Source organism: Lysinibacillus sp. UBA5994 (assembly GCF_002429725.1).
In the GTDB taxonomy this organism is placed as follows: domain Bacteria; phylum Bacillota; class Bacilli; order Bacillales_A; family Planococcaceae; genus Lysinibacillus; species Lysinibacillus capsici.
In genome coordinates, this window is the sequence record NZ_DJAU01000034.1 from 1 (window position 1) to 3,997 (window position 3,997).

4 protein-coding genes are annotated in these 3,997 nt (G+C 36.8%); 3 read left to right on the forward strand and 1 reads right to left on the reverse strand.

The genetic code is table 11. The features are described from left to right. Positions 1 to 115: 115 nt before the first annotated feature. Positions 116 to 658 (forward strand): DNA-directed RNA polymerase subunit delta, encoded by a 543-nt coding sequence (gene rpoE, locus B3D98_RS11705; protein WP_103117419.1) that lies wholly within the window; start codon positions 116 to 118, stop codon positions 656 to 658. 444 nt (positions 659 to 1,102) lie between these two features. Next, on the forward strand, positions 1,103 to 2,695 hold the full coding sequence (locus B3D98_RS11710; RefSeq protein WP_048393729.1) for a CTP synthase: 1,593 nt from the start codon (positions 1,103 to 1,105) through the stop codon (positions 2,693 to 2,695). Positions 2,696 to 2,746: 51 nt separating this feature from the next. Here B3D98_RS11710 and B3D98_RS11715 read toward each other — a convergent pair whose 3' ends face one another. Further along, entirely contained in the window at positions 2,747 to 3,277 is a 531-nt protein-coding gene (locus B3D98_RS11715; protein WP_054548562.1) for a DUF2529 family protein, read from the reverse strand. Positions 3,278 to 3,430: 153 nt separating this feature from the next. On the opposite strand from B3D98_RS11715, the gene B3D98_RS11720 reads away from it, so the two are divergent. Continuing rightward, on the forward strand, positions 3,431 to 3,790 hold the full coding sequence (locus tag B3D98_RS11720) for a response regulator (protein WP_004269444.1): 360 nt from the start codon (positions 3,431 to 3,433) through the stop codon (positions 3,788 to 3,790). Positions 3,791 to 3,997: the final 207 nt, after the last annotated feature.

Below are 3,997 nucleotides of genomic sequence, written 5' to 3' on the forward strand. Positions count from 1 at the left end.
TTATGCTTATTGTATGGAAAGAACCTTTTGCGTGGCCTTTTTTGCTGCGCTTGGAGAATAAAGCACCATGTAATTTTAAAACGTCCATTGTGATGAGGGAAAGGAAGTGCACGAATTGAATTTTCGTGAAATGACAAAGGAACAATTAACAGAAGAATCGTTAATTAACTTAGCTTATGCAATTTTAAATGAAAAACGTGCCTCAGTGTCTTTTAATGATTTATTAAAATTAATTCAAGAGCTTGTGGGCTATAGTGATGCAGAAATGAAATCCCGTCTGTTACAATTTTATACAGATATCAATATTGATGGTCGCTTCTTATATAATCAAGAAGCAGGCTGGGGCTTACGTGAATGGTTTAAAGTTGAGCAAATCGAAGAAGAAACAGCTCCTTCTGTTAAGACTCAAAAGAAAAAATCTAAAGCTGCCTTTGATGATGAAGATCTTGATGAAGATGTAGACTTAGATGAAGAAGATATCGACTTTGATGAAGACTTTGAAGAGTTCATTGATGAAGAAGAACTTGATGAAGAAGATGATGAAAAAGAAGATATCGACTTTGACGATGAAGAACTAGAAGAAATTGATGAAGAAATCGATGAAGAGTTTATTGATGAAGAGGAAGAAGAATTTGAGGAAGAAGAGGAAGAGATCTAATACAGTACTCTTAGAATTTTCTTTCTTTTAAGCTAGAAGCAAAAAATCTTGACTTCTATCACGGTTACGTTTAATCTTTTACTTGGGCTCCTTAAAAGAAGGAGAAAGACCGTGTATATAATACGCTCCCCCTGCAAACCTATGCAGGAGGAGCGTTTTTTTGTTTTTAACTTTAATCATTTTAGTTCTCCCATACTTTTAATACCGATATGAATATAAATGTTTTTAATTATTCATGATGTATAGTAAACGGTGACTGAAAAGTTATTAGAGTTTTATGGTTTAAAGGAAAGTGGAAAAGAGATAGAACCGATTACAGCTTCGAATCGACTACATTTTGTAGACATTCTCGGCTTTTCTTTTTTTAGGGTATTAGAATGTAAATGGTTCTGATCCCCCCTAAACGCACTAATATTTTAGAACATCATAAGGAGGAATTTATTCATGACGAAGTATATTTTTGTAACAGGTGGGGTTGTATCATCACTTGGAAAAGGGATTGTTGCAGCATCTTTAGGCCGTTTATTAAAAAATCGTGGGTTAGAAGTGACGATTCAAAAATTTGACCCATATATCAATATTGACCCAGGTACGATGAGTCCTTATCAACATGGTGAGGTTTTTGTAACAGATGATGGTGCTGAGGCTGATTTAGACTTAGGACACTATGAACGTTTTATTGATATTAACCTAGGGAAACATTCTACAGTAACTTCAGGTCGTGTTTACCAATCTGTATTACAGAAAGAACGTCGTGGAGATTATAATGGTGGAACAGTCCAAGTAATTCCTCATATTACAAACGAAATCAAAGATCGTATCCAACGTGCTGGTCGTGAAACAAATGCAGATGTTGTGATCACAGAGGTTGGTGGAACAGTAGGTGATATTGAATCATTGCCATTCCTAGAAGCCATTCGCCAAATGAAAACAAATTTAGGGCATAACAATGTAATGTATATTCACTGTACACTTATTCCTTATATTAAAGCAGCTGGTGAACTTAAAACAAAACCTACACAGCATTCTGTTAAAGAATTACGCTCTTTAGGTATTCAGCCAAATATTATCGTAGTTCGTACTGAACAAGAAGTACCACAAGAGATGAAAGAGAAATTAGCATTATTCTGTGATGTTCAACCACATGAAATTATTGAATCTCGTGATGCTGAGCATTTATATGAAGTACCATTAAACCTACATGCGCAAGATATAGATGATATCGTTTTGGATCATTTTGGTATGGAAGCTCCAGAAGCAGATATGGAAGAATGGCGTGACCTTGTAGAAAAAGTGAAGAACTTACCAAATAAAAGAAAGGTAGCATTAGTAGGGAAATACGTAGAACTACAAGATGCTTACATTTCTGTAGTTGAGGCATTAAAGCATGCTGGATATGCATTTAATTCTGATATTGAAATTGACTGGATTAATGCAGAACACGTTGATGCTAACAATGTGGCCTCGCTATTAAAAGGTGCTGACGCTATTTTAGTACCAGGCGGCTTTGGTGATCGTGGTGTTGAAGGTAAAATCTTAGCAACACAATATGCACGTGAAAATAATGTTCCTTTCCTAGGCATTTGTTTAGGTATGCAATTAGCAACAGTAGAATTTGCACGTAATGTACTTGGCCTAAAAGGTGCTCATTCTACAGAGCTTGATGCAAATACGGAGTATCCAATTATCGACTTCCTACCAGATCAAAATGATACTGTAGATATCGGTGGTACTTTACGTTTAGGTTTATACCCATGTAAATTAAAGGATGGTTCAAAAGCTAGCCAAGCCTATGGTAAAGAGCTTGTTTATGAGCGTCATCGTCACCGCTATGAATTTAACAATGAATATCGTGAGGCAATGGAAGCAGCTGGCCTTGTCTTCTCAGGTACAAGTCCTGATGGCAAATTGGTTGAAATTATTGAGCTACCAGAAAACAACTTCTTTGTAGCATGTCAATTCCACCCAGAGCTAGTGTCACGTCCAAATCGTCCACAACCATTGTTCCGCGATTTTATCGGCTCAACATTTAAATAATCAAAAAGAGTTGTCTCGTGATATACGAGACAACTCTTTTTAATTTGATGACTACAATTCTTCTTCATCCAACCCAAGCATTTCATCATAAGCAATTTTGACAGCTTCATATACAAAGAGTCCTGCAAGTGCATGTGGTACAACAATACGTTGACCTAGATCATTTGGTATTAAACCGCCTTTAATGCGTGTAGAAACATACGTATAGGCTAAATCAGCAAGAGGGTTATCTACACTAGCTGCTTCACTAGCTATAGCAGCAAAGGGAATAAATTGCGTATTTAATTTTTGTGCTAAGACGAGTGCTTCTTCATCATATGCACTACGAGTAAAAATGCAAACCCGATCAGCTTCTGTTAAGCTTGTGTCTGTAGTCCAAGGTGCTAACTTGCTAAAGGGTTCGACTGCTTGAAGTGCATTTAATGCCACAACCTGCATTTCTCCAAAGCAAGCAAAATAGACATTTCCTTCGCCGATTGCGGCTTGTGCTAATAACCTTGCTGTTTCCTCGATAGCATCTTCTTCATTTTGTATAATTCTTTGTAATAATCCACTTAATTGTGTTGTTAGAATTTTTGACATGTTCCCACCTCTATTCATATTATAGGGGGTAAAAGGTAGAAAGCAAAAGCAGATAATTTATAATACTAGAAGGTATTAAGCTGAAAAAGGAGAATTATACATAATAAAGAAAGTTTTTGTGTAAGAATAAAACTAAAAAGGGCGGAATGCGATGTGAAACGATTACTAATTGTCGATGATCAGCAGGGAATTCGTTTACTTTTAAATGAAGTGCTGAAAAAGGAAGGATATATTACATATTTAGCAGCGAATGGTTCAGAGGCATTAAAGTATGCAGACGAACAAGAGATGGATTGTGTTTTACTGGACATGAAAATTCCAGGAATGGATGGTATTGAAATTTTGAGACGTTTAAAAAAGAAGTTTCCAAAGCTGCCTGTTTTTATGATGACAGCATACGGAGAATTGGATGTTGTGCAAGAAGCGTTAGAATTAGGAGCCATTCGTTACTTTACAAAACCGTTTGATATTTTCGAAGTGCGTGATGAAGTAAATAAAGCTTTACAAGTTTAAAAAGCAGGCAGTGGACACACGGCCTGTTTTTTTATGTTGATTAATAGCTCCTGCTTTTCAGGTGCGAGGACTTCGTTACGCAACACTTCACTTCGTCACCCCTGCCGCTACGTTACACTTCGCTTTCGGGTAGAAAATAATAGCCCCTGCTTTTCAGGTGAGAGGACTTCGTTGCGTTACACTTCACTGCCGCTACGTTACACTCCG